The 22,708-nt window shown below is 63.3% G+C and carries 21 protein-coding genes; 12 read left to right on the top strand and 9 right to left on the bottom strand.

The window, feature by feature from the left end:
* Positions 1-167: 167 nt before the first annotated feature.
* Complete coding sequence (locus F3J17_RS00475; RefSeq protein ID WP_167052757.1) at positions 168-1,265, top strand: aromatic ring-hydroxylating dioxygenase subunit alpha; 1,098 nt, start codon at positions 168-170, stop codon at positions 1,263-1,265.
* 18 nt (positions 1,266-1,283) lie between these two features.
* On the opposite strand, the gene F3J17_RS00470 is transcribed toward F3J17_RS00475, so the two are convergent.
* The 4 genes from F3J17_RS00470 to F3J17_RS00455 all read right to left on the bottom strand — a co-directional run bounded on the left by F3J17_RS00470 (position 1,284) and on the right by F3J17_RS00455 (position 3,602).
* A complete protein-coding gene (locus F3J17_RS00470; RefSeq protein ID WP_167052754.1) occupies positions 1,284-1,700 on the bottom strand; it encodes a DUF1801 domain-containing protein in 417 nt (138 codons plus the stop codon).
* 117 nt (positions 1,701-1,817) lie between these two features.
* Positions 1,818-2,180: a copper resistance CopC family protein gene (locus tag F3J17_RS00465; RefSeq protein ID WP_167052752.1), complete on the bottom strand. Its 363-nt coding sequence runs from the start codon at positions 2,178-2,180 to the stop codon at positions 1,818-1,820.
* 23 nt (positions 2,181-2,203) lie between these two features.
* Positions 2,204-3,040: a hypothetical protein gene (locus F3J17_RS00460; RefSeq protein ID WP_240160771.1), complete on the bottom strand. Its 837-nt coding sequence runs from the start codon at positions 3,038-3,040 to the stop codon at positions 2,204-2,206.
* A 172-nt stretch (positions 3,041-3,212) separates the two neighbouring features.
* The gene (locus tag F3J17_RS00455; RefSeq protein WP_345891102.1) at positions 3,213-3,602 is read right to left on the bottom strand and encodes a DUF2946 domain-containing protein; all 390 of its coding nucleotides are present in this window, start codon (positions 3,600-3,602) and stop codon (positions 3,213-3,215) included.
* A gap of 164 nt (positions 3,603-3,766) precedes the next feature.
* Between F3J17_RS00455 and F3J17_RS00450 the strand changes: the two genes are divergently transcribed.
* From F3J17_RS00450 to F3J17_RS00435, 4 genes are all read left to right on the top strand, one after another.
* Positions 3,767-4,066 carry a helix-turn-helix domain-containing protein gene (locus F3J17_RS00450; RefSeq protein ID WP_167052746.1) on the top strand — a complete coding sequence of 100 codons (300 nt, stop codon included), beginning with the start codon at positions 3,767-3,769 and terminating at the stop codon, positions 4,064-4,066.
* Positions 4,067-4,086: 20 nt separating this feature from the next.
* The gene (locus tag F3J17_RS00445; protein WP_167052744.1) at positions 4,087-5,439 is read left to right on the top strand and encodes a pyridoxal-dependent decarboxylase; all 1,353 of its coding nucleotides are present in this window, start codon (positions 4,087-4,089) and stop codon (positions 5,437-5,439) included.
* A gap of 259 nt (positions 5,440-5,698) precedes the next feature.
* Positions 5,699-7,348: a hypothetical protein gene (locus F3J17_RS00440; protein WP_240160708.1), complete on the top strand. Its 1,650-nt coding sequence runs from the start codon at positions 5,699-5,701 to the stop codon at positions 7,346-7,348.
* Positions 7,349-7,637: 289 nt separating this feature from the next.
* A complete protein-coding gene (locus F3J17_RS00435) occupies positions 7,638-8,795 on the top strand; it encodes a porin (RefSeq protein WP_240160770.1) in 1,158 nt (385 codons plus the stop codon).
* 12 nt (positions 8,796-8,807) lie between these two features.
* Here F3J17_RS00435 and F3J17_RS00430 read toward each other — a convergent pair whose 3' ends face one another.
* Positions 8,808-9,707 carry a LysR substrate-binding domain-containing protein gene (locus F3J17_RS00430; RefSeq protein WP_167052740.1) on the bottom strand — a complete coding sequence of 300 codons (900 nt, stop codon included), beginning with the start codon at positions 9,705-9,707 and terminating at the stop codon, positions 8,808-8,810.
* Between the two features lie 208 nt (positions 9,708-9,915).
* Between F3J17_RS00430 and F3J17_RS00425 the strand changes: the two genes are divergently transcribed.
* Genes F3J17_RS00425 through F3J17_RS00415 form a run of 3 tightly spaced genes read left to right on the top strand, consistent with a single transcriptional unit; the run spans position 9,916 to position 12,915 of the window.
* Complete coding sequence (locus F3J17_RS00425) at positions 9,916-11,079, top strand: branched-chain amino acid ABC transporter substrate-binding protein (protein ID WP_167052738.1); 1,164 nt, start codon at positions 9,916-9,918, stop codon at positions 11,077-11,079.
* Between the two features lie 17 nt (positions 11,080-11,096).
* Positions 11,097-11,657: an L-2-amino-thiazoline-4-carboxylic acid hydrolase gene (locus F3J17_RS00420; RefSeq protein ID WP_167052736.1), complete on the top strand. Its 561-nt coding sequence runs from the start codon at positions 11,097-11,099 to the stop codon at positions 11,655-11,657.
* Positions 11,650-12,915, top strand: coding sequence for a Zn-dependent hydrolase (locus F3J17_RS00415; protein ID WP_167052734.1), 1,266 nt, complete (start codon positions 11,650-11,652; stop codon positions 12,913-12,915). The genes F3J17_RS00420 and F3J17_RS00415 overlap by 8 nt, the downstream gene beginning before the upstream one ends.
* Positions 12,916-12,920: 5 nt before the next feature.
* Here F3J17_RS00415 and F3J17_RS00410 read toward each other — a convergent pair whose 3' ends face one another.
* Genes F3J17_RS00410 through F3J17_RS00400 form a run of 3 tightly spaced genes read right to left on the bottom strand, consistent with a single transcriptional unit; the run spans position 12,921 to position 16,051 of the window.
* Positions 12,921-13,886, bottom strand: coding sequence for a PDR/VanB family oxidoreductase (locus tag F3J17_RS00410; RefSeq protein ID WP_167052733.1), 966 nt, complete (start codon positions 13,884-13,886; stop codon positions 12,921-12,923).
* Positions 13,886-14,935 (bottom strand): aromatic ring-hydroxylating dioxygenase subunit alpha, encoded by a 1,050-nt coding sequence (locus F3J17_RS00405; RefSeq protein ID WP_167052731.1) that lies wholly within the window; start codon positions 14,933-14,935, stop codon positions 13,886-13,888. Before F3J17_RS00405 ends, F3J17_RS00410 begins: the two co-directional genes overlap by 1 nt.
* Before the next feature lie 57 nt (positions 14,936-14,992).
* Entirely contained in the window at positions 14,993-16,051 is a 1,059-nt protein-coding gene (locus F3J17_RS00400; RefSeq protein ID WP_345891132.1) for an aromatic ring-hydroxylating dioxygenase subunit alpha, read from the bottom strand.
* Between the two features lie 236 nt (positions 16,052-16,287).
* Here F3J17_RS00400 and F3J17_RS00395 point away from each other — a divergent pair, with 236 nt between their 5' ends.
* The 4 genes from F3J17_RS00395 (at position 16,288) to F3J17_RS00380 (ending at position 22,182) form a co-directional block, all read left to right on the top strand.
* Complete coding sequence (locus F3J17_RS00395) at positions 16,288-16,806, top strand: MarR family transcriptional regulator (RefSeq protein WP_167052727.1); 519 nt, start codon at positions 16,288-16,290, stop codon at positions 16,804-16,806.
* Positions 16,807-17,200: 394 nt separating this feature from the next.
* The gene (locus tag F3J17_RS00390; RefSeq protein WP_167052725.1) at positions 17,201-18,496 is read left to right on the top strand and encodes an MFS transporter; all 1,296 of its coding nucleotides are present in this window, start codon (positions 17,201-17,203) and stop codon (positions 18,494-18,496) included.
* Positions 18,497-18,533: 37 nt separating this feature from the next.
* Positions 18,534-19,736: a porin gene (locus F3J17_RS00385; protein WP_167052723.1), complete on the top strand. Its 1,203-nt coding sequence runs from the start codon at positions 18,534-18,536 to the stop codon at positions 19,734-19,736.
* Positions 19,737-19,767: 31 nt separating this feature from the next.
* The gene (locus tag F3J17_RS00380; protein WP_167052721.1) at positions 19,768-22,182 is read left to right on the top strand and encodes a glycoside hydrolase family 31 protein; all 2,415 of its coding nucleotides are present in this window, start codon (positions 19,768-19,770) and stop codon (positions 22,180-22,182) included.
* Here the strand turns inward: F3J17_RS00380 and F3J17_RS00375 are convergent.
* Positions 22,179-22,679 (bottom strand): molybdopterin-dependent oxidoreductase, encoded by a 501-nt coding sequence (locus tag F3J17_RS00375; RefSeq protein WP_167052719.1) that lies wholly within the window; start codon positions 22,677-22,679, stop codon positions 22,179-22,181. The genes F3J17_RS00380 and F3J17_RS00375 overlap by 4 nt on opposite strands.
* Positions 22,680-22,708: the final 29 nt, after the last annotated feature.

Here is a 22,708-nt window from a genome sequence, read left to right as displayed (position 1 = left end):
ACTGTGTGCGGGCACTCATTTTGCTACTCAAAATAAATTTGCGGTGCCCAGAACCGCCAGCGAAGGCCATGGCATTCCAGTACCATGGCAGAAGCCGCGCCGATCCGCCCACGAGGCTGGCGTGCTCAACGGCGGCTGGTGCCCGGTTCTGCAAGGAGACATCACGCATGCGTGCAATGCCTTATCTAGACGGCTCCACGAGCGAAGCCCCGGTACGCGATCTTCGCCGCGTGCCCATTCATCCCGATCACTGGTATCCGCTCGCCTGGTCGCGGGAGGTCAAGGCGGGCAAGGCGCTGGGCGTGCACTTCGCCGGCGACCCTATCGTGCTGTTCCGCACCGTATCGGGCAAGGTGTTCGCGCTCGAAGACCGCTGCGCGCACCGCCAGGTGCCGTTGCACAAGGGCGTGGTCGATGGCGAGTCGCTGCGCTGCGGCTACCACGGCTGGACCTACGATTGCTCGGGTCAGTGCGTGGACGTGCCTTACCTTGGCCGGGAACGCCTGCCCAATGGCGTGCGCGCCTACCCGTGCGAGGAAGCGCACGGCATGATCTTCGTGTTCCCCGGCGACGCCACGCTGGCGGCCGGGCGCCCCGTGCCCGCGCTCGCCTCGGTTGGGAACAAGGACTACAAGACGCGCCGTTTCGGCCGCGCGGTCAAGTGTCATTACTCGTTCATGCACGAGAACCTGATGGACATGAACCATCAGTTTCTACACCGCAAGCAGATGGGCCAGATGCGTGCGCGTTCGCTGGGGCGGCGGCGCGGCGAAGGCTGGATCGAAGTGGATTACACCTTCGTGCGTATGGAGGGCAAGCAGCCCGCGGGCGAGGCGCTGGTGTTTCGCGGCAGCAAGAAACGCGAGGATCAGAGCGACCAGAGTGTGATGACGATCCGCACGGAATATCCGTTCCAGACGCTGCAGATCCATTCGAGCGACGGCACGCTCGTGATGGACCTCTGGATCAACTACGTGCCGCTCGACGCGCAGCAGCGCACCAACCGCACCTTCGGCATGCTGTCGATCCGCCGGCCGTCGATTCCTTTCCTGCTCGACCTGGGCTGGCCGCTGCTGGTGTGGTTCACGGAACGCATCTTCGCGGAAGACCGCACCATCGTGGAACTCGAACAGGCTGCGCACGACATGCAGGGCGCGGACTGGAATCACGAGGTGTTCCCGGTCATCAACGAGTTGCGCGAGCTGTTGCGCACCTGCGGCGACCGCACGGTCATCCCGATCCGCGAGGTGCGCGATCTGGTTTAAGGCGTGCCTTGAGCCGCCTCAGGCGTCCGCCTTCTTTGCCGTTTTGGCGGGCGCCTTGTTCGCCTTCGACGCTTTCTTGCCTTGATTGAATTCGATCGCCGCGCGGATCAGCGCCTTGAGCGCCCGCGCGTTGATCTTGTCGCCTTCGAAGAAGTCGATTGCGCGCCGTGCGTTGCCTTCCAGCCCGGCATTGAAGAGGCCGTCCGGGTCCGGCAGACTCGCGCCGTACTGGAAGGTCAGCTTGACCTTGCCCTTGTGCGCGTTCGCTACCGCGATGATCCCGTCGCGTTCCCAGACGGGGCTGCCCATCCACTTCCATTCCTCGACGATGTCCTTGTCCGCCGCGAGAATCGTCTTGCGGAGGTTGGCAAACGTCTCGGCGCGCCAGTCGGGGATGCCCGCGATCAGGGCGTCGATCTGTTCGGATGGCGTCATGGTGTCTCCGTGCCTGCGTGTAAAAGCTACACGATACGGCGTGCGTCAGCGTGCGGGCAAGCCAGGCGTTGCGCTTCGCCTGCCCGCCGCTGTCTGGTGCCGAGTCTGGCGTGAGGCTCAGTGCGCCGTGAAGCTGTAATGGCCAGTGGTGCGATGGCCGTCTGCCGCGACCGCGATCCAGGTGACCGTGTAGATGCCCGCGCTCAGTGCGTTGAGCGGCACCGACATGCGCTTCTTGTTCGACGCATCGACGGCGGCCTTGTCGCGCGTGACCGACTTGCCCGACGCATCGGCGACCTGGATCGAGCTGAAGGCGGGTTCGAGCGCGTCGTCGAAGTCGATCGTCACGGCGCTTTGCGTGGTCGGAACGGTCGTGCCGGCGCCCGGCTCCTGGTGGGTCGGATAGGCGTGCGCCCAGGCGAGTTGCGCGGCGCCCAGCGCGAGGGCGGCGGCAGCGAGGCGGAATGCGGCGAATTTCATGATCGGATTCTCCTGAAAAGCGATTACTGGAACAACGGCTTGCCGATCGAGTTCGGCGCCACGTCGTCGAAGAAAATGTGCGTCTGCACGAGGATGCCCACGTGCGAGCCGCTGGCGCGATTTACCGGAATCTGCGCCTCGATACCGAGCTGGCCGTAACGGTTGATCCAGATAAAGCCCGGATTGATCGTGCCGGTCGTCTGCCCCTGACTGCGCGAGAGCGGCACTTCCACCAGCGGAATCAGATTCGAGAACGGCTGCGGCAGGCCGAGGTCATGCACGTGCTGCTGCAGATACGGCAGGCTGTACTGGAACGTGAAGCCGTAGTTGAAGGCGTTGGGCTGGCCCGCGCCGGTGGTGAACGACGGCCCCAGTTCGCCGGTGATGGCGATCGGGCGCAACCACGCGAGCGAATCGGGCAGGTCGCCCATGCCCTTGCCCGCGTAGACCGTGGGCGAGAGGGTCGAGAAGTTGTCGGCGATGGCGCGGCTGCCGGTGCCGCCCAGTTCGGCGTCCACGCCCACCGAGGTCATGAACTCGTGCGCGTCGTTCACGTACAGCATGTACTTGAGGCCGACGCCGAAGTTGTCGAAGCCGCGCGCCGTGGGGTTGTTCTGCATCACGTAGCCGCCGTCGACGGACAGCGCCAGGCGCGGCGTGAGCAACTTGTCGTATTCGAAGTCGAACGAATTGATGCTCTGGTCGCCTGAGTCGCCAGGCACGCGCACGTGGCCGAACTGAAGGTCGGCTTCGTCGCCGACGCCGGGATCGTCTACCGCCATGGTCGCCGGAAACACGCGGTCGCCCGCGATGGCGTGGGCGTGGGCCGCCTGCGGCGCAATCGCGAGCGCGCCGAGCATCGCGCAGGCAAGCCGGATGGCCGCGCGCGGGAAAAGATCAGACATGATGGTCCTGGTTGTTGCTGCTGCAATCACGGTGTGCGCCTTGTGCATGAAGGCGCGTGCTGACGCGCGGCGACACGTCACGCCTTCGGGCGTTGGACGCATCGCCGCGAGGGCGGTCACAATCGGATCAAACCAGGGGCGGGGCGCGCGCGAGCGCGAAGGTGAGCGGCTCGACGCGCGCGAGCCGTTCGAAGCGCGCCGTGATGCGCGCGTGTACGAGACGTGTGGCGAGCGCAAGCGGCAAGGGTACGCCGGGCATCACGGGCAGATGAGCGAGCAGGTTGCAGTAACCGCAGTCCTGCAGGTCGGCGTTGGGTGTCTGTGCGTGGCTGGGTGAGCCGTCCACGCTGTGGAGGTGGCGCATCGACGGCATGTCGCAATGCGCCGACATCATGAGCGGCTGCGCCGGAGACCCTGCCTGCACCGCGAGCAGGTGCGAAATCACCGGGGCGAGCGTCGTCATGAGGATCGCAAGCGTCCCCAATAGACTGACCAGCCTGAGATGAATCCGGCGCACGGTGGAGAGAAAAAACGGCGGTAGAGAAGACCGGATTATGCCACGCAGCGCGCGCGCTTCGGTCGGCCAGCCGGTATGCCGATATTTTGCGCGGTGTCATACACGCCTCAAGCACACATTTCGTCATTTAGCTAAACTTCAAAATGACAAAGGAGATTGCTTCGATGGATGACGTCATCCGCATCAGCGCGCTTGCCAATGAAAGCCGCCTTGCCATCATGCGCTGGCTGAAGGCGCCGCGCCGCCATTTCCCGGTGCAGCCGCACGGCGATATCGACGAACTGGGCGTGTGCTGCACCTTCATTACGGACAAGCTCGGCATCGCACCCGCAACTACCACGCGCCATATGCGCATCCTTGCCGATGCGGGCCTAGTGCGCGCCACGCGCGTCGGCAAGTTCACTTACTACAAACGTATCGACGCCGAGCTGAAGAAGCTCAGCCGCGAACTTTCGCAACTCTGAACCACGCCCAAAGGTCCAGCATGGATGAACTCGCCTTACTCGGGGACGCCGACCAGCGCGCCCATCGTTATCTTGCAACCGTTGCACAACGTCGCGTGTTTCCCGACGCCACGGCGTTGGCCGGCCTCGCCGCCTTCGACGAGCCGCTGCCCGCCGAGGGCGCGCCGCCGGCCGATACGCTGCGCCTGCTGGACGAGGCCGGTTCGCCCGCCACGGCGGTATCCAATGGACCGAACTATTACGGCTTCGTGATTGGCGCGGCGCTGCCGGCCGCTGCTGCCGCCGAACGCCTGATGCTGGCGTGGGACCAGTGCGCCTCGACCTTCGACAATTCACCTGCTGCGGCGACGATCGAGCGCATCGCGGGGCGCTGGGTGGTGGAGGCGCTGAAGCTGCCGACGGGGAGCGCCGTGGGCTTCGGCACCAGCGCAACGGCTTGCACGCTCGTGGCGATCGCCGCCGCACGGCGTGCGCTGCTCGCGCGCAAGGGCTGGGACTTCGATAACGACGGCTTGATCGGCGCACCCGAAGTCAAGGTGGTGATCTCCGAACTCGCTCATATCACCGTAAAAAAGGCACTGCGCGTGCTGGGCTTCGGCATCAGGCGTCTGATTGTCGCGCCAGTAGATGGTTGTGGGCGCATCGATGTCGAACGTCTGCCCGCACTCGACGATATGACGATTCTTTGCGTGCAGGCAGGCGAAGTGAACACCGGCGAATTCGATCCGTTCGCTGCCTTGATTGCGCGCGCGAAGGCGGCGGGCGCGTGGGTGCATGTCGATGGCGCATTTGGCCTGTGGGTCCGCGCATCGGCGAAAGCCGCCTTGACCGATGGCGTCGACCAGGCCGACAGCTGGACCGCCGACGCACATAAGTGGCTTAACACCCCCTACGACGGCGCGATGACGATCTGCCGCGACGCCGCCGCGCTCGCGGCCGCAATGAATGCCGATGCGGTGTATTCGAGCGCCTCGCACGATGCGCAGAAGAATCTGAATCTGGAGTTTTCGCGCCGTCCGCGTGGCTTGCCGGTGTGGGCCGCGTTACGCAGCCTGGGACGTGCAGGGGTGGCGGAAATGGTGGAGCGGCATTGCGCGCTGGCCGCCCGGATCGGCGAGGGATTGCGCGCCGCGGGCTACGAGGTGCTGAATCGCGTCGTGCTCAACCAGGTGCTGGTGCGCGCCCAAAGCGATGCGCAAACCGTTGCAATACGCGAGGCGGCGCAGGCTTCGGGCGAGGTGTGGTTCGGCGCAACCGTGTGGCAGGGGCGCCCGGCGTTTCGCATCAGCGTTTCGTCCTGGCGGACGCAGGAAGAACATGTGGAGCGGCTGATCGCGCTGCTGGCGGACCTGCGCGAGCGGCACGCGGACTGACCTGATCTGGGCGTCCGCCATCGAGTCGGGCGCGCAGATCGTCCATCAAGGTAGATGTCCTGAACAATCTTTGTGATCGCGTGGCAACGCGATCACGTCCCTGATTTCCCCTGCAACAAATCCTTCACGAAGTCTCGTTACGTTAGCGTCGATTGACCTCCCGTTCGTCCGAAAAACAAGCTTTAAATTCCTTACGGAGACGCTACAGATGGCCATCGAGACCCTTCGTTCTGCTTTCCAGTTTTCCCGCCTCCCCGGTATGACACGCCGTCCGGCGCTCGCAGTCTTGACGCTCGCGATTGCAGGCGCGATCGCCAGCACGAGCGCACACGCCCAGCTACCCGAGCCGTTTTTTAGCGGTCCGGGCCTGCTGATCGTGAGCCGCAGCGTCTACGACAATCTTTCGAGCAACGTGCAGGCCGGCACCGCGCTGCCGCCCGGCTGCGCCAGCACCCAGGCCGCCTGCCCGACGGGCAATGGCGCGACCAGCGACGGCACCTATCCGTACGTCTGGAACAACGTGCTCTACGATCCCAGCTTCGGCATCACGGCGCGTATTTTTCTCGACGCCATCACGCCAGGCGGAGAAGTGGTGCATACGCTCGAAGTGCCCAACAGCCTGCATCCGGGCAAAGATCAGGATCAACTGGTGACGAGCTTCAGTTCGAAATCGGAACTCGCGCTCAATCTGTCGACGGATGGCCGCTATCTGACCTTCATGGGTTACGTTGCGCCTGTTAATGCCATCGACGTGTCCAACTCGAACACGCCCGGCGCGAGCGATCCGACCAACCCCGACGGCCAGGCGTTCTATCGCGCCGTCGCGCGGCTCGACCGCGAAGGTCATTTCAGCTTCACCGAAACCAACGCGTACAGCGGCAATAACGGTCGCAGCGCCATCCTCAACGACGCCAGCGGCGAGGGCTTCTACTACACGGTCGGCAATGCGGGCAATGGCTCGAACCCGCAGCCCACGAACGTGATTCTGGGCGCGGGTTCGCAATACATCGCGGCGACGAAGGCGCACGAAGCGCAGCAGTCGCCGGGCGTGCCCACGCCGCTGGCCAGCTTCTCGGTCACGGAACTGGGCGCAAAGGCCGACAAGGTGGGCAAGGATGACAACTTCCGCGGCCTCACCGTGTACAACAACGTCGTGTATTTCACGAAGGGCAGCGGCAGCAATGGCGTGAACACGGTGTATTTCGTCGATACGACGGGCGCGGCCTGTCCGTCAGGCGTCGGTGTGCCGGCGGCGAACGCGAAGCTGCCGACCAATCCGCTTGCCTACACCGCGGCCACGGTGCAGTCGAACGGCTTGCCGAATAACGTGTGCGTGCTCGCGGGCTTCCCTGTCACGCCTAACAAGACGGCGACGACGCTGGCGTACCCGTTCGGCATCTGGTTCGCCAACGCCAACACGCTATACGTGGCCGATGAAGGCGACGGCTACGCGGGCGGCACCGATCTCTACACGCACGCTGCCGCACAGACCAGTGCGGGCCTGCAAAAGTGGGTGTACAACGCAGGCACGAAAACGTGGAAGCTGGCCTATACGCTGCAAAACGGCCTGAATCTGGGCACCGCCTACACGGTCGCGGGTTATCCGGCTGGCTCCAATAGCGCCACCGGTCTGCCGTGGGCACCGGCCACCGACGGCCTGCGCAACCTCACGGGCCATGTGGACGCCGACGGCACGGCGACGATCTGGGCGATCACCTCCACGGTGAGCGGCAACGGCGATCAGGGCGCGGACCCGAACCGCCTCGTCGCGATTCGCGACGTCCTGCGTAATACCACGGCGGCCAGCGCCACACAGGAGCATTTCGTCACGCTGCGCGAAGCAGGCTTTGGCGAAGTGCTGCGCGGCGTGTCGCTTGCGCCGGGCAGCGTGAACGGCAAGTGGTTCTAGGCTGACTTAAAGACGCTTCGAGTGTCGCGAGGCCAGGCGCAGCAGCGCCTGGCCTTTCTATTTCCGCGCGATTAACCCCTGTTTCAGGAAAGGTACTTTCACGCGCGTCGTATTGATCCCTCATTCCCCCGCATCGACAATCGCGACCTTGCATGCGCACAGTCCCGTGCGCGGCCCGCCTTTCCCAACAACAAGACGGCTGAACGGTGCGTCGCGTGCAGTCTGCGCGCGGCCCGAACGCCTGCAAGACCCGCACATGATGAACAGAAAAGTCCTCTCCACCTGCGCCATGAGCCTGTGTGGCCTGAGCGGCCTGAGCGCGAGTGTCGCTCATGCACAGAGCAGCGTCACGCTGTATGGTTTGATCAATACTTCGATATCCTACGTAAATAATCAGCGTACCAATGGCGCAGGGTCGCCTGGCAGCGGCAATGTGTCGGTGAATAGCGGCAATCTCAGTGCGTCGCGCTGGGGACTGCGCGGCAGCGAGGATCTGGGCGGCGGCGCTTCGGCCATTTTCATGCTGGAAAGCGGGTTTTCGTCGGTCAACGGCAAGACCAGCAACGGCGGCAATCTGTTTGGCCGCCAGGCGTACGTGGGCTTGCGTGCGAATGGCTACGGCACGTTGACGATGGGTCGCCAGTACGACTTCATTCTCACGTTCGTCACGCCGCTGGGCGCGGCGGGTTCGGGCTGGGGCGGCAATCTGGCGATGCACCCTTACGACAACGACGATTCGATCCAGAATATCCGCATCAACAACGCCGTGCGCTATACGAGTGAAACGTATCGCGGCTTCACGACGGGCGCGATGTACGGTTTCTCGAACACGCCGGGCAGCTTCGGCAACAACGCCGCGTATAGCGCGGGCGTCTCTTACGCGAATGGCCCGTTCAAGGCCGGCGCGGCGTTTCTCAAGATCAATCGCGATGGCCGCGTCGCCAATCCGGATGGTGCGGTAAGCACGACCGACGGCTCCGCGACGGTCACGGGCGGCGATCAGTTGATCGTCGCCGTGGGCGCACGCTACGCGTTCGGGCCGCATTCGGTCGGCGTGAGCTGGACCCACTCGGCCACGGACGACGTCACGGGTCTTTATCAAGGCGGCAAGATCGCCTCGCTCAAAGGCAATACGCTGATCTTCGATAATTACTCGATCGATGGACGCTACGCCGTGTCGCCTTCGCTGTATGTGGCAGCGGCTTACACCTATACGCAGGCGCGTTTCGATGCCGGCGCGGGATCGGCCAGGCCGAAGTGGAATCAGGTGGTCGCGCAGATCGACAAGCAGGTCACGCCGCGTACCGACCTCTATCTGGAAGGCGTGTATCAGAGCGTGAGCGGCGGCCGCAACATCGCCGCATTCGATGCGTCCGTCTACACGCTCACGCCGTCGTCGAACAACAATCAGGTGGTGGTTGCGGCGGGCATGCGGCATCGCTTCTGATTCACACGCTCGCTAGGCCGCCTTGGCTGAATCCAGCAGCCATTGCGCGAGCCGCTGCGCGCCGTCCGGCATTTCCGCGTCGGCGCGCCAGCAGAGGTAGTAGTGCCGCCCGTCGTCGAGCTCGTGATCGAACAGCTTGCGCAGCGCCCCCGAGGCCAGTTCGCGCGAGATCAGCGGCGCGCGCAGCAGGGCCGCACCCAGATCGGCCATGGCGGCGCTCAAGGTCAGTTGACCGTCCTCGAACAGCGGACCTTCGGTGCGCGTGACGTGGCGCGCGCCCGCGCTTTGCAGCCAGTTCGCCCAGGTGCTGCGGTCTTCGTCGTGCACCAGAGGCACGCCCGCGAGATCGGCGGGCTTGCGCAGTGGCCCGTAACGGCGCTCGAAGCGCGGCGTGCACACGGGCACCACCGCGCCCGAAAGCAGCGGCGTGCTCGTGTAGCCAATCCAGTCGCCCGTGCCGAAGCGGATCGACAGATCCGCGGCGTCGCTGCGGTAATTGCGGTGATTCGCGTAGAGCACCGTCACGTCCACGTCGTCATTGGTCGCGAGAAAATCGTGCAGCCGCGGAATGAACCAGCCGATGCCGAACAGCGGAATCAGGCTGACCGTGATCTGGCGGCGCGCCGAGCGTTCGCGCACGAAGCCCGTCGCGCTGCGCAGCACCGAAAACGCCGCGCTGATCGAGCGATAGTAATCGCGCCCTTCGTCGGTGAGGACCAGCGAGCGGCCGCTGCGCACGGTCAGCGGCGTCTGCACGAACGATTCGAGCAATTGCAACTGGTGGCTCACGGCCGATGGCGTGATATCCAGCTCGCGCGCGGCCGAAACAACCGAGCCGTGCCGTGCGAAGGCCTCGAAGGCGCGCACCGCGCGCAGCGGTGGATCGTCGGCGATATGCTGAATTTTATTCATGTGTCGAATTATATCGAACAGCGTGCGGATCGACGTCGATGCGATTTAAGTCGATAAATCATTGGCTTAAAGACTATTGTGGCCGCTGGGAATAATGATCGAACTAAAGATAATTTAGGCGGTTTCGCATCAAACCGTAATCTTTTTCATTATTCAAGGACGGCGCGACGAGCGCCTTCCGGTTCCCACATCGCACGCTGACTGACACATGAAAAAGAAAACCCTGCTTTTGCCGATCGCCGCGCTGGCCGCGACGCTGTTTGCGGGCGCTGTCCACGCCCAGGATGAGCAGGTCGTCCTGATTGGACTCGCCGCGCCGCTCACTGGCGGATCCGCCCGTATCGGCAAGGATCTGGAAAACGGCGCGCAACTCGCCATCGACGACGCCAACGCGAAGCATCCGACTATCGGCGGCAAACCCATCGTCTACAAGCTCGCAAGCGCCGACGATCAATCGGACCCGCGCACGGCCGTAACGGTGGCGCAGCAACTGGTCGATCGGCATGTGATCGGCGTGGTGGGGCACTGGAACACCGGTTGCAGCGTGCCGGCCGCGCGCGTCTATCACGACGCGGGCATTGCTCAGATCGCACCGGCCTCCACGGGGCACCAGTACACGCTGCAGGGTTTCGACACCTCGTTTCGCATCATGGGTCATGACGACGATAGCGGCGCTTACACCGGCGCGTATGCTGTGAAGACGCTCAAGGCCCAGCGCATTGCCGTGATCGACGATCAGACCGCGTTTGGCGCGGGCCTCGCGAACCAGTTCGTCAAGGGCGTGCAGGCCAACGGCGGCACGGTGATCGATCATCAGTACGTGACCGACAAGACCATTGATTTCAGCGGCGTGCTCACCGAGATCAAGGGCAAGCGCCCCGATCTGATTTTCCTCGGCGGTATCGACGTGGAAGCCGCGCCGCTCGTGCGCCGCATGCGTCAGCTCCATATTCAGGCGCCGTTGCTGGGCGCGGGCGGTTTCGTGAGCCAGACCTTCCTCAAGCTCGCCGGACCCGCGGGCGAAGGTGTTGCAGCGCTGGAACCGGGCCGTCCGCTCGAACGCATGCCGGGCGGCCCCGCCTTCGACGCGCAGTATCGCGCACGCTGGCATGCGCCGATCGAACTGCATGCGCCGTTCGCCTACGATGCGGCCGCAACCATTATCGCGGCTACGCAGCAGGCCAATTCGACCGACCCGAAGAAGATCGTCGCGACGTTGCACACGATCCGTCGTGATGGCGTGACCGGCACCATCGCGTTCGATGCCCAGGGCAACCTCAAGGACCCGGCATACACGATCTATCAGGTGCGCGACGGCAAGTGGGCCGTGGTGGATGTGCTGGGCGGCGGCGCGAAAGCCGCTGCGCACTGAAAATCGAGGAGTCGATCATGACGCAGAAACACGATCAACAAGCCGAACAAAGCGAACACAGCGAAGGCGTGAATGGCGTGACGCTGGGCATCCTCGAACGTCGTCGCATCGAGGCTGAAATCATCAAGCCGATCTATGAAATCCTCAAGCGCGATTTCGGCGCTGAGCGCGCGCAAGCCGTGATCGGCGAGGCGGTGCGCGGCGCGGCGGTCGATGCAGGCCGCGATTTTGCGGCGCGCGAGCCCAACGGCACGAGCATCGCTTCGTTTGTTGCGCTACAGGTGCTCTGGGAAAAGGACGATGCGCTCGAAGTGGAAACGCTGCGCGCCGACGCCGATGCCTACGATTACAACGTGCATCGCTGCAGCTATGCGGAGATGTATCACGCGATGGGGCTGGGCGAAATCGGCCATCTGCTGAGCTGCGCGCGCGACAGCGAGTTTATCGAGGGCTACGATCCGCGCGTCGAACTCACGCGTACCAGCACGATCATGCAGGGCGGCAAGCGCTGCGATTTCCGCTATCGCATGCGCGATGCACAGGCGCAGAAAACCCACGCGGAGAAAACGCATGGCTGAGTACGATCTCGTGAGTCGCGCTGCATTGCGCGTGAACGGCGCGCGCCTGTGGGATTCGCTCGAACGCATGGCGCAGATTGGCGCAACGGCGAAGGGCGGTGTGTGCCGCCTTGCGCTTACCGAACTCGATCGCGAAGGGCGCGATCTGTTCGTGCGATGGGCGCGCGAAGCGGGCTGCACGATCCGCGTTGATCGCATGGGCAATATCTTCGCGCGCCGGGCAGGGCGCAATCCCGATGCTGCGCCCGTGCTGACCGGCTCGCACGCCGATACGCAGCCCACGGGCGGGCGCTACGACGGCATCTATGGTGTGCTGGGCGGTCTGGAAGTCGTGCGCGCGCTCAACGACGCGGGCATCGAAACCGAACATCCTCTAGAAGTCGTGATCTGGACCAACGAGGAAGGCTCGCGCTTCGCGCCGGCGATGATCGCCTCGGGCGTCTATGCGGGTGTTTATCCGCTCGAATATGGCCTGTCGCGCACCGATGCGTCGGGTACGACGATCGGCGAAGCGCTGGCGCATATCGGCTATGCGGGCGACGAGCCGGTGGGCGGCACGCCGGTTCACGCGGCGTACGAACTGCATATCGAGCAGGGCGCGATTCTGGAGCGCAGTGGCAAGACGATCGGCGTGGTCACGGCGGGGCAGGGACAGCGCTGGTACGAAATCGAACTGGAAGGCGTGGATGCACACGCGGGCACCACGCCGATGGATCTACGCCGCGACGCGCTGGTGGGCGCAGCGCGCATGATCGCGTTCGTGGAAGCGCTCGGCCGCAGCTATGCGCCGCATGGACGCGCGACGGTCGGTATGATCGAAGCGAAGCCGAATTCGCGCAATACCGTGCCGGGGCGCTGCTTCTTCACGGTGGAATTCCGTCATCCGGAGTCCGAAGTGTTGGCGCAAATGGACGCGCAACTTCGCGCCGAACTCGCGCGCGTGGCGCACGAAGCGCAGTTGGGCCACAAAATCGAGCAGATTTTCAACTATGCGCCGGTGCCGTTCGCGCCACAGTGCATCGAGGCGGTGCGGCGCGCCGCGAACGAACTCGGCTTGCCGAACGCCGAGATCGTTTCCGGCGCGGGACACGACGCCTGTTATCTCGCACGCGTTGCGCCGACGGGCATGATCTTTATCCCCTGCGTGGATGGCCTGAGCCATAACGAAGGAGAAGCGATCACGCCCGAATGGGCCGAGGCGGGCGCCAACGTGCTGCTGCACGCGATGCTGGCGAGCGGCCAGCTCGCTCCCGCTTAAGCGCGTCAGAGATCGAGCACGAGCAACGGCGTGAGCGAGCGCGAGCAGCAGGGCAGGAATTGATCGCCCGCTGCCTGTTCCTCCTCGGTGAGATACGCGTCGCGATGATCGGGCTTGCCCTCGATCACGCGTGTGAGACAGGTGCCGCACACGCCTTGCTCGCATGAGGTCAGCACTTCCACACCGTTGGCCGAAAGCGCCTCGATAACGGTGCAGCCCGCTGGCACGTCGATGGTTGCGCCGCTGCTCGCGATACGAATCTGGAATGTGGCATCCGCGGCGGACTGCTCGACTACCGCGCCGAAAAACTCGTAGTGAAGGCGTGGCTCGTCCCATTGCTGGCGGCGCGCTTCTGCAAGCACGGCATCCATGAAGCCACGCGGTCCGCAGACATAGAGATGGCTACCCGCCGGGGCATTTGCGAGCGTCGCAGCAATATCAAAGCGTTGCGAAGGCGCGCCATCGTCGAAATGGAACGCAGCACGCGCGCTGAACGGCGACGCCGCAATGCGCTCGACAAACGCGGTGCGTTCGCGCGAGCGCGTGCAGTAGTGCAGATCGAACGCTTCATCCGCGTGGAAGAGACGTTCGGCCATGCACAGAAGCGGCGTAATGCCGATGCCGCCCGCGATCAGCAGATGATGGGGCGCACCATGGGCGAGCGGAAAGTGATTGCGTGGCGCGCTGATCTTCAGGGCGTCGCCTTGTTCGACTTGGTCGTGAATCGCGCGCGAGCCGCCGCGGCCGTTTTCATCGCGTAGCACCGCGATGTGATAGCGCTGCGTGCTAGATGGATCGTTGCACAACGAATACTGCCGAATCAGGCCGCCGGGCAGATGTACGTCGATATGTGCGCCCGCACTGAAGGGCGGCAACGCACCGCCTCCCGCAGCGACGAATTCGAATCCGTAGATATCCTGAGCTTCCTGCCATTTGCGGGCGACGGTGACATTGAGCGTAGCGTCCGACATCATGCCTCCATGTTCGCGTTTGCACCCTGCTCTGCAGCGAGCAGCCGGTCGATCACCTTGCGCGACAGCACGCCGCCTGCATCGATGTTGAGCTTGAGCAGCTTACGCTGCGGCCAGGCTTCCAGATTGCGTTGCTGGCGCTCCAGCATTTCCAGATCCTCGGCGAAAATCTTGCCCTGACCTTCGCGAATCTGGTCGGTGAGCGCGGCATCGTCAGGCTGGAAATTGCGCGCCATGCCCCAGAAATACCAGATCGACGATTCGGTTTCGGGCGTGATGAAATCCACCACGATCGACGCCGCCTTGTGTTCGGCGCTTGCGTGATAGCCGCCATGTCCCGCGTGCGCCACGCCCACTTCGATCATCACGTGGCTGGGCGGCGAGAAGCGGCAAATCTGCCAGCGGTCCACCGGCACATCGTCGGCCAGACCGTTGCCGCGCAGCGCTATGCGCCAGAACGGCGGCGCCATGATGTTCTCCATGAAGCGGCTCGTCACGACTTCATCGCCCTCGCTGGTCGTCTTTGGCGGCGCTTCGTCGATTTCCTTCTGGCCGATGCTGCTGGCGTGCACGTAGGTTTCGTGCGTGAGGTCCATGAGGTTGTCGATCATGAGACGGTAATCGCAGCGGATGTGATAAAGGCCGCCGCCGTAGGCCCAGGTGGGATCTTCGGCCCACGGTAATGGGTGCAGCGCCGCGGGATCGGCTGCCGCGGCGTCGCCGGGCCAGACCCAGATAAAGCCGTAGCGCTCGATCACGGGAAAGCTGCGCACGGCCGGAAAGCCGTTGACGCGCTGGCCAGGCATGCCGGTGGCCTTGCCGTGGCAACCCATCTCCAGACCGTGGTAACCGCACACCAGCGTGCCGTCGCGCACGAAGCCCAGCGAGAGCGGCGCGCCGCGATGCGGGCAAAAGTCCTCCAGCGCCGCGACCGCGCCACCCGCCGCGCGATAAAAGACCATCGCTTCGCCGCAGATCGTGCGGCCGAGCGGCTTCTGCGCAATCTCATCGGGCGTACACGCCACATACCATGCGTTCTTGAGAAACACCTTGCATCTCCTTGGGGACGATTTTTTATCAGCGCTTTGATCGGTGAGCGCTGCTTTTTAAGGGGCGATTGCAGTGAGGCCGGCAATGATGCGCCGCGCGCGATTCGCGCCCACGTCGACATGAATGTCGATCTGCGGGCCTGCGCCAAAGCGCTGCTGGTTGCGGTATTGCGCCTCGATCACGACCTTGTCTTCTTCGAAGGTCAGTGCGGTTTGTTCGAATACCTGGTCCATATTGCTGCCGCCGTCGGGGCGGCGATTGGTTGCCATGGTCCAGAAGTAGTGCGTGGTCGTCGCCGTTTCCGGCGTGACACCGTGCAGCCCGCGCATATGGAAGCCGCCGCGCGCCGGGTTGTCGAGCGATTCGGTATCGGCATCCACGGCGCCGGTCCAGATACGCAGATGGCTCACATCGAATTCGATTTCCTGCCAGCGATCGATCCGCTCCGCGAACGGCCAGGCGGCGGCATAGGTCGCGGGCGGTTTCGAGCCGCGCATATGGCGCACCACGCGCACGCTGTTGTCGACGCTCTCTACGCGCATATCGGCCTGCATATGAGTGGATGGATCGCCGCCAATCGTGCGCAGATGCACGTAGCCCAGATGGCTCAGATCGAGCAGATTGTCGTGAATGAGCTGATACGGCGCATCGTAGTGATAGACGTCGCCACGAAATTCGTAGCGCACATCCGCGTGCCACGGATAGTCGGGCGGCGACTGCAGCGGCTCTGGATGATCGGCGTCGCCGAACCAGATCCACAGAAGCTGGTCTTTTTCGGCCAGGGTATGCGCCGGGACGCGGCATTTGCCGGGAATCCGCTCCTGGCCGGGAATCTCCAGACATGCGCCGTCGGGGCCAAACAGCAGGCCGTGATAGCCGCAGCGCAGCCCGCGCGCCTCCACCGTGCCGAACGACAGCGGCAGCGAGCGATGACAGCAACGGTCTTCGAGTGCGGCGGCCACTCCGTCAGGTGTGCGAAACAGCACGAGCGGCTTGCCCAGCAAGGTGCGGGCAAGCGGGGTGCCGCGGTCGAGTTCCCAGCCGAAGCCGGCGATATACCACTGGTTCAGTGCAAACACGGTGTCTCCCTGTTTTGCGCGATGCGAGGTAACGATGCCGCTCACGCACATTCGGTTACGTTCAGCATACTTAATATCTAGCGTTCAGTGTACACAAGATCGACGTGCGATGTTTTCAGTAACTTCCCTGGGCTGGCGGTTTTGTCTGCGCCGCGCGAGAAGGGCGGAAACGTCACAGTCGATGCGCTAAAATTCATCGATCAAGAAGAGGAGTGCAACGCGGGCGCGCTGCTCCAACCTCGCAGCAACACCGTCTGACCAGAGGACATCACATGAGCAGTACGGCATCGCGGCCAGCTACACGAACGCGCAAAAAGAAAAAAGACGAGCTGTCCACCGATCTCTACGAACAACCGGGCCACCTGATCCGCCGCGCGCATCAGATCGCCGTATCGATGTTCCATACCGTGCTGGGCCCCGATATCACGCCGGTGCAATATGGCGCGATGCGCATTCTCCAGGACCATCCGGATATCGACCAGGTGACGCTCGCGCGTTACTGCGCGCTCGACAATTCGACTACGGCCACGCTCGCGGTGCGCCTCGAAGAAAAAGGCTGGATCGAGCGCATCACGCCGCCCGAGGACAAGCGCGTGCGTCTGCTGCGCCTGAGTGAAACGGGGGCGTTGCTACTGGAGAGTCTGGTGCCCTCGGTGCATGAGTTGCACAGGCGCATGATGCAGACGCTGTCCGAGGACGAGCAGGAGACCTTCCTGACGCTGCTCGCGAAGTTCGTCCATATCAACAACGAGAAAAGTCGCGCGCCGCTGCGGCGGGGTGATGCGGATTGATGTGCGCCTCGCGCGATTGTCAGCCGACCAGCGGTTGCCTTGCGGCGCCGCTTTTTTAACACTCATTTTCTGCAACTAACTGGCGATCTGGGGCGGCGACTTCAAACGCCGTTTCACGGCGCCAGCCGTGTACGCCACTACGACAACAGACTTTGAAATCTTTGCAATTCTTCAAGATGTCTGACGTCGTACTTAATCCTGATCACGCTAGATTTTCGTTTCTGTTCGTTTCCGGGTCTTTTGCCTATTGACTGTGTTCGAAAGCGAACATAGCATCGGTCTCACGTTGAATGTTTCGGCGATGCTGAACGCATTCACGCGAAAAGAGTCGATGCTTCTCGCAAGCAGGTCATACGACAACGTAACAGATCAAAACAAGATGGAGACAAGCGGTATGACGTCAGTCTCGCAAGGCATTAAAGGATTGCGCTGGTGGATCATCGCGCTGGTGTGTATCGGCACGATCATGAACTACCTCACGCGCAACTCGCTCGGCGTGCTCGCGCCCGAGCTCAAGGGCGAACTGAACATGTCCACGCAGCAGTATTCGTACGTGGTGGGCGCGTTCCAGGTGGGCTACACGATCATGCAGCCGGTGTGCGGCATCATCGTGGACCTGATCGGGCTGCGGTTGGGCTTCGCGCTGTTCGCGGCGCTCTGGTCCGCAACCGGTGTGCTGCATGGCTTCGCCACGGGCTGGACTTCGCTCGGCATGATGCGCGGTTTGCTGGGCGTGTTCGAAGCGGCGGCAATTCCGTCTGGCATGAAGGCCGTGGCCGAATGGTTTCCCGACCGGCAAAAGTCAGTGGCGGTGGGCTATTTCAATGCGGGCACTTCGCTGGGCGCCTTGCTCGCGCCGCCGCTGGTGGTGTTTCTCTCGCTGCGTTACGGCTGGCAGTCGGCATTCGTGGCGACGGGCGCACTGGGTTTCGTGTGGGCCGCTGTGTGGTTCGTGCTCTATCGTTCGCCTTCGGAGCATCTGCGTATTTCCGCACAGGAACTGCAACTGATCGAAAGCGGCCAGGCGCGCGCCGCGCCGGTGAGCCGCCGTCCCGTGCTCGATATTCTCGGTTCGCGGCGCTTCTGGGCCATTGCGCTGCCGCGTTTCTTCGCGGAACCGGCCTGGCAGACCTTCAGCTTCTGGATTCCGCTCTATCTCGCCACCGAGCGTCATATGGACCTCAAGCAGATCGCGCTTTTCGCGTGGCTGCCTTTCCTGGCGGCCGATATGGGCGGCATTCTCGGTGGTTATCTTTCGCCGTTCCTGATGCGCTTTTTCCGCATGCCCCTGCTGTGGTCGCGCGTGGCGGGCGTGGTGCTGGGCGCGTTCATGATGATCGGCCCCGCGTGTATTGGCCTCGTTGCTTCGCCCTATATGGCGATTGCGCTGTTCTGCCTCGGCGGCTTCGCGCACCAGATGCTGTCCACGCTCGTCAACACGCTGTCGGCCGATGTGTTCGATCCGGAGGAAGTGGCCACGGCAAGCGGTTTTGGCGGCATGGCGGCGTGGATCGGCGGCTTGAGCTTTTCGCTGGTGGTGGGTGCGTTGGCCGATAAAGTGGGCTTTGGTCCGCTGTTCGCATGCCTGGGCGCATTCGACCTGATCGGCGCGGCCTTGCTGATTCTGCTGATACGCGGACAGACGCGTGAAGCACGCGGCGCGCTGCCCGCTTCACGTAAAGCAGCCTGATACGTGTCGGACTCCATAACATAATAAGAGACAAAAGATGAATAACTCACACTTCTCGTATCGCAGCAAGGCGCTCAAGACCCTGATTGTTGCGGGCGCATCGATAGGCACGGCGGCAGGATCGATCGACGCACAGGCGCAATCGAGCGTCACGCTTTACGGCGTGCTTGACGATTCGATCGCCTACGTCAATAACCAGAAGGGCCATTCGAACGTTTATCTGCGGCAGGGGAATCTGTACGCGTCCAAATTCGGCTTCAAGGGCGCGGAGGATCTCGGCGGCGGCACCAGCGCAATATTCGATCTGCAAGCCGGTTTCGATCCGAACAACGGCACGGCGTCGTCAGCGGGACTGCTGTTCAATCGCCAGGCTTACGTGGGCCTGCAAAACAAGACCTGGGGCACGCTCACGATGGGCCGCCAGTACACGCCGTACTTCCTGCTGGTCGGTCCGCTTGCTTCAAGCACGTATCTGACTGGCGCAACGGGCGCGCATCCCGGCGATATCGACAGCCTGGATACGACGGTGCGCATCAACAATTCGGTCACCTGGACTTCGCCAACGTGGCAGGGCTTGAGCGCGAGTGCGCTGTATGGCCTGAGCGGTATTCCGGGCAGCGTGGGCGCGGGACAGAGCTGGAGCGGCGCCGTGCGCTATGCGATTGGCGGCGTCAATCTTGCGGCGGGCTTCCTGCGCATGAACAATACCGGCCGCACAACGACGAGCTTCGATGCAAGCGCGACCGGATCATTCGCGACCTCGGCGCTCAACGCGGGCTATCTCTCCGCGCGTGCGGTGCAGAATGCGGCCATCGCCGGCACATGGACCACGGGCGGACTCACGCTCGGGCTGACTTATACCAACGTCGAATATCTGTCCGGCGGCTATTCGGCGTTCCGCGATACCGCGGTGTTCAACACTTATGCTGCGTTGGCAGCGTATCGCTTCACACCGGCGTTCGACGTCGCCGCGGGCTATGCGTGGACGCTCGCTTCGAAAGCCAACGGTGTTTCAAGCGCCGCGCGCTATCAGCAGGTTTCGCTCAAGCAGGCTTATCACCTCTCCAAGCGCACGACGCTTTATGCCTTGCAGGCCTGGCAGCATGCCAGCGGGCAGACGCTCGGCTCGAACGGCGCGATCGTCGATGCCGTACCGGACGTTGGCGACTCGCAGAACTCGACGCCATCGTCCACGCGTTCGCAATTCGTCGGGATGCTGGGCATCGCGACTGTGTTCTAAATATTACGAAGCAATCCCAAGGAATCGCCAGATGGCATCGTTATTGAATCGCCCGTTTTTCCGCCTGATTGACGAAGCGCGCAACCGCCTGACGTTGCAAAGCGAGCAGGGCGCGACCATCGAAATCTTCGTGCTCGAAGAGGATATCGTGCGGGTGCGCGTGCTGCCCGATGGCCAGCCGCACGGGCCGCGCAGCTGGGCGATTGCGCCCGGCATGGACGACGTGCCCCTTGAAGGGCGCGACCGGCTCGATCTTTCGGGTTTCGCCCTGCCGGGCTATGCCAGCGAGAGCACGCCCGATTGCGTGCGCGTGAGCACGTCGAAAATCCGGCTGACGGTGAAACTCGACGGTGGTTTCTGCACATGGGAAATCAATCAGGATGGCGAATGGTTGACCGCGCTGGAAGACCGCGCCACGCAGGCCTATAACTTCGGCTGGTGGGACGAGCGCGTCTATCATTACGTGCGTCGCTTGCCGGGCGAGATGTATCTGGGTCTGGGCGAACGCGCGGGCGCGCTCGATCGCGCCAATCAGGCGTTCCGCATGACCAATGTCGATGCGATGGGCTATAGCGCGAAGACCACCGACCCGCTCTACAAGCACATTCCGTTCTACCTCACGTGGCGCGCGCAGACGCAAACTGGCTTCGGTCTCTTCTACGACACGCTCGCCGATTGCAACTTCGACATGGGCCGCGAACTGGATAATTATCACGGCCACTACCGTCACTTCATTGCCGATCACGGCGATCTCGACTACTACTTCATCGCTTCGCCGGGTACGCCGCTCGACGCGGTGCGGCGCTTTACGTGGATGACGGGACGCCCCGCGCTGATGCCGAAGTGGGGCCTGGGCTATTCCGGCTCGACGATGACGTACACCGACGCGCCCGACGCGCAGGCGCGCATGAACGAGTTCACCGATCGTTGCGCCGAACACGACATTCTGTGCGATTCGTTTCATCTCTCGTCGGGCTATACGTCGATTGACGCGAAGCGCTACGTGTTCAACTGGAATCGCGAGAAATTCCCCGACGTGGAAGGCTTCGTCAATCGCTATCTGGAACACGGCGTCAAGCTGTGCGCCAATATCAAGCCTTGTCTGCTGCGCGATCACCCCGAATTCGAACACGCGCAACGCGAAGGCCTGCTGATTCGCGCTGCGGATGGCGAGCCCGCCTGGGTGCAGTTCTGGGACGAAGTGGGCGCGTATCTGGACTTCACGAATCTGGCCACGGTGGAGTGGTGGAAGGCGCGCGTGACCGACGCGCTGCTGCGTTACGGCATCGCCTCAACCTGGAACGACAACAACGAATTCGAAATCTGGACGCCCAATGCGCTCGCGAACGGCTTCGGCAAGCCCTTCCCCGCGCGCGAGGCGAAGGTGTTGCAGACCTTGCTGATGATGCGTGCATCGCGCGACGCGCAGCGCGCGTATGCGCCGGAAAAGCGGCCGTTTCTGGTATCGCGCTCAGGCTGCGTCGGGATGCATCGCTATGTGCAGACCTGGTCGGGCGATAACGCCACCTCGTGGGAGACGCTGCGCTACAACCTCAAGATGGGGTTGGGGCTGGCGCTCTCGGGCGTGTCGAATATCGGGCACGATATTGGCGGCTTCGCGGGTCCTGCGCCGGAGCCGGAACTGTTCATCCGCTGGGTGCAGTTTGGCGTGTTCATGCCGCGTTTCAGCATTCATTCGTGGAACGACGACGGCACCGTCAATGAGCCGTGGATGTATCCCGAACTCACGCCGCGCATCGCGGATCTGGTGAAACTGCGATATCGCCTGATTCCGTATCTTTATCAATTGCTGCACGAATCCAGCACGCACTATGAACCGGTGCTGAGTCCCACCTTCGCGCAATTTCCGGCTGACCCGCAGTGCTACGCCGAATGCGACGACATGATGCTCGGCGCGTCGCTGCTGGTTGCGCCGGTTGTAGAGGCTGGCCAGCGCGAGCGGCAGGTGTATCTGCCTGCGGGTGCGCGTTGGGTCGATTACTGGAGCGGTGCGGTGTTCGAGGGCGGTCAGACCGTCACGCTGCCCGCGCCGTGGCACGCGCCGGTCATGCTGATCCGCGAGGGCGGCGTAATCGCGCTCAACGTCGCGGAGCAACATTTCGGTCAGCGTGCGGACCGTCGTGCCTTCATGCTGGTGCCGATGGCGGGCGAGGGCCGCACGAGTGCGCAATACACCGAGGATGACGGCGAAACGCAGGCGTGGCGCGATGGCGCTTGCGGCATATGGCGCATCGCCGCGCAAGGCGGCGCGCAGACGCTTTCGATCACGGTCGCGCGCGATGGAGACAAGCGTTACCTTGCCGATGTCATCGAGCTTCATCTGCCCGCGAGCGAAACGCGGGCAATCGTGCTGGACGCGGGGCACGTCGTCGCGGACGTACGCGACAACGGCTGGCGAAAACTGACGGTCAATCTGGCCGATTAAATCGTCATGGCGCGCACGTCGATGCGCGCAAGCCGCTTGACGTGGCGCGGTGCGGGCACGAGGTCCGCGCCCGAAAACAGTACTGGCGCGCCGTCTTCTTCGGAAAGCGGCGCGCCGCCGCATTCGTAGACGATGATTGCCTGCTTGCCCACCGGCGTGTTGAACAACTCGTGCCAGGTGAAGGGCACCGCATAGCCGTCATGGCCGATGGCGAGGAAGATCATCCGCTTGAATTCGCCGTGGACCTCGCAATGCAGCCCGGCATACTCGATCAGATCGGTCAACAGGACGCCGCGATAGGGCTCAACGGTGCGGATGAAACGCTGCGTCGTATAGCAGCGCAGATCGAAAGGCGCGCAGGTCACCGAGGGGAAAGCGCGCAACGCGTCGAGCGTGAGCGACTGCGGACGCAACAGGCGGCCCGTCAGCAGCAGCGTGCCCGGCTGGGCGGTCGATCCGGTGGCGGCCGGGGCGGCGTCGGCTTGCGCGATATCCATCGTCGGGTCTCCGGGCCGCAGCGGCCAGT

This window comes from Burkholderia sp. Ax-1719, from assembly GCF_011753055.1.
GTDB lineage: Bacteria > Pseudomonadota > Gammaproteobacteria > Burkholderiales > Burkholderiaceae > Paraburkholderia.
This window is presented reverse-complemented; position numbering and strand designations above follow the sequence as displayed.